Origin of the sequence: Lamprobacter sp. (assembly GCF_034860625.1) — a bacterium.
Lineage (GTDB): Bacteria > Pseudomonadota > Gammaproteobacteria > Chromatiales > Chromatiaceae > Lamprobacter.
Map to the genome: position 1 here is coordinate 1 of NZ_JAYESN010000498.1, position 1,455 is coordinate 1,455.

Here is a 1,455-nt window from a genome sequence, read left to right on the forward strand (position 1 = left end):
AGCACCCGGCGGTGAGCGCGGGAGTGACGCTGCTGCAGCGACGTGGGAAGGTCATTGAGACGTTGGCGACACGAGCGAGCTCCAGCGTCTCACCTGACAGCGACTGGCCGCGGCTCCGCGGTTCAGGACTCAGCGCCGAGCACACCCTCGAGTGTGGCCGCTTCCAGAACCGCGTCAGCCCAGGCTTCGAGCTGGTCGGTAGTGGCGCCGGCGAGGCGCTGTTCGGCCCACGCGGGCAGCGGGCCAAAGCGGCGGGTGAGTAGGCGGCGGAGGATGGTGGATTCGCCTTGCTCGAGGCCTTGCTGAAGGCCTTCCTCTCGCGCATACCGCAGCGCCGCCTTTTCGTCCCGAATGGCCCGCTCGCGCACAAAGGCGAGGCGCCGCGCCTACTCGTCGGCGCTCAGCTCGATGATGCGGCCCATGGCCTTGACCACGGGTTCGTGCTGGATGTCTGCCATGATGGATTCCTCCGCCCAGTGTTCAAAGAAAGCGGCCCAGGCGCGCGTGGCGCGCAGGCTGTGCTCGCTGCCCTGCGCTTCAGGGGCGCCCAACCCGCGGTCACGCCACAACCGCTCTGCCTTCGGCAATTCCAAGATATTCCACTGCAAAGCGGTGCCCAATGCAACGTGCGGCCGATGCGCATCCCGAGGCTCGAAGCACCACAGGGCCTGGTCTTCTTCCGGGAACAGGTCAAAGCCCAGAATGTGAATACCCACGACACCACTGACATCCTCGTAGCCCTCGCCCGCGCTGAGCTGGCTGCCCAGCAGGCGCGACAGGTAATAGAGGGCGCGGGACGACCAGTTGGCATAGCGACGCACCTGCATCTCGATGTTGTAGCGCCGGCCACTTGCATCTCGCGCCAGCACATCCAGCACGATGGTCTTGCCGGTCAGTTCTTCCGGTGCAATGGTGGGGTTGAGGATGTCGACCGTCACCACGGGGGGCGCGCTCGGGCGCAGGTCGTTGATCAGCGCCGCCGCAAGGTCCGGCGAGCCGGCGAAAATGCGCTTGAAGACGTAATCATTTCGCGGGTCGAGCAGATCGGCAGCCATCCTTGGCCCTCCACTTGATTCTATGCTTTTCAGCCTGCCGGCAGCAGTCTCAGATTGGAGAAACGCCGGCCCCCGCTCCGAGTACACCGGGTAACTTGTGCTGGAACAGTCTGACCCGAACCCGGGGACACTGCCAGATCATAATCGACCGACCTTCGAGCAGATGCGTTTACTGTCGCCCAGTGATGGCACTATTCAGCGCCAATGATGCGGTGGCCAACCAGGTGCTGAGTGCGGGAGTGACGCTGCTGCAGCGGCGTGGGAAGGTCATTGAGACGCTGGCGGCTTGAAGGGTCCGCGGCGCTCCCCGGGACGGGGGCTCAGGGCTCGGTGCCGAGCACACCCTCGAATGTGGTGGCGTCCAGCACCGCATCAGCTGGGGGGCAGTGCGGTAGTTGGG

At 65.2% G+C, this 1,455-nt stretch carries 2 protein-coding genes; both read right to left on the reverse strand.

What is annotated here, in order from left to right; genetic code table 11:
* Nucleotides 1–122: 122 nt before the first annotated feature.
* On the reverse strand, nt 123–368 hold the full coding sequence (locus VBE63_RS29210; RefSeq protein WP_323686479.1) for a DUF4351 domain-containing protein: 246 nt from the start codon (nt 366–368) through the stop codon (nt 123–125).
* 18 nt (nt 369–386) lie between these two features.
* Nucleotides 387–1,055 carry an Rpn family recombination-promoting nuclease/putative transposase gene (locus VBE63_RS29215; RefSeq protein ID WP_323686480.1) on the reverse strand — a complete coding sequence of 223 codons (669 nt, stop codon included), beginning with the start codon at nt 1,053–1,055 and terminating at the stop codon, nt 387–389.
* Nucleotides 1,056–1,455: the final 400 nt, after the last annotated feature.

Coding starts and splice junctions, on each gene's coding strand:
- VBE63_RS29215 (WP_323686480.1), bottom strand. CDS start 1,055: ATGGCTGCCGATCTGCTCGACCCGCGAAATGATTACGTCTTCAAGCGC.